This window comes from Oleiphilus sp. HI0132, from assembly GCF_001635845.1.
This window is the reverse complement of the sequence record NZ_LWGJ01000993.1, coordinates 1-393: the sequence shown is the minus strand read 5'-3', so window position 1 is coordinate 393 and position 393 is coordinate 1. Positions and strand designations below refer to the sequence as shown.

Here is a 393-nt window from a genome sequence, read left to right as displayed (position 1 = left end):
TTCGAAAGTAGACGGAGCTGAAACCTTTTGCATCGTCTCAATCATGGTCTCGTATATCTGTAGAGATCCAGTATTAGGATTTATTTTACACTGATGAACTGCTGCCCAGTTATATGCTCTATCATGATGATCTACCCACAATAGCAAATAGACATTTCCCTCAGCCGGTGCATGTAGTATGACTCTGTATGCTTGATCAACCCGTATAGATCGCATGAGCTTATCCTTAAGCGCATTGAGAGTTTCATAATTCAATCCCGGAGATTTAGGGTTACTTTGAAACTTTAGAACCAGTTGAATAACCTTAGCTTGGGTGTTAGCTGGTAGTTTCACTAAAGCGTTAAAAAACCTGTCCGCGAAGGCGACTTTAATATCCATCAAGCAGCTTCCTTT

1 protein-coding gene is annotated in these 393 nt (G+C 40.7%); it reads right to left on the bottom strand.

All coding sequences use genetic code 11. The annotated features are described in order from the left end of the window. A partial coding sequence (locus tag A3766_RS11195) for a type II toxin-antitoxin system RelE/ParE family toxin (protein WP_369808625.1) occupies positions 1-378 on the bottom strand: 378 nt, incomplete at its 3' end. Between the last annotated feature and the right edge of the window lie 15 nt (positions 379-393).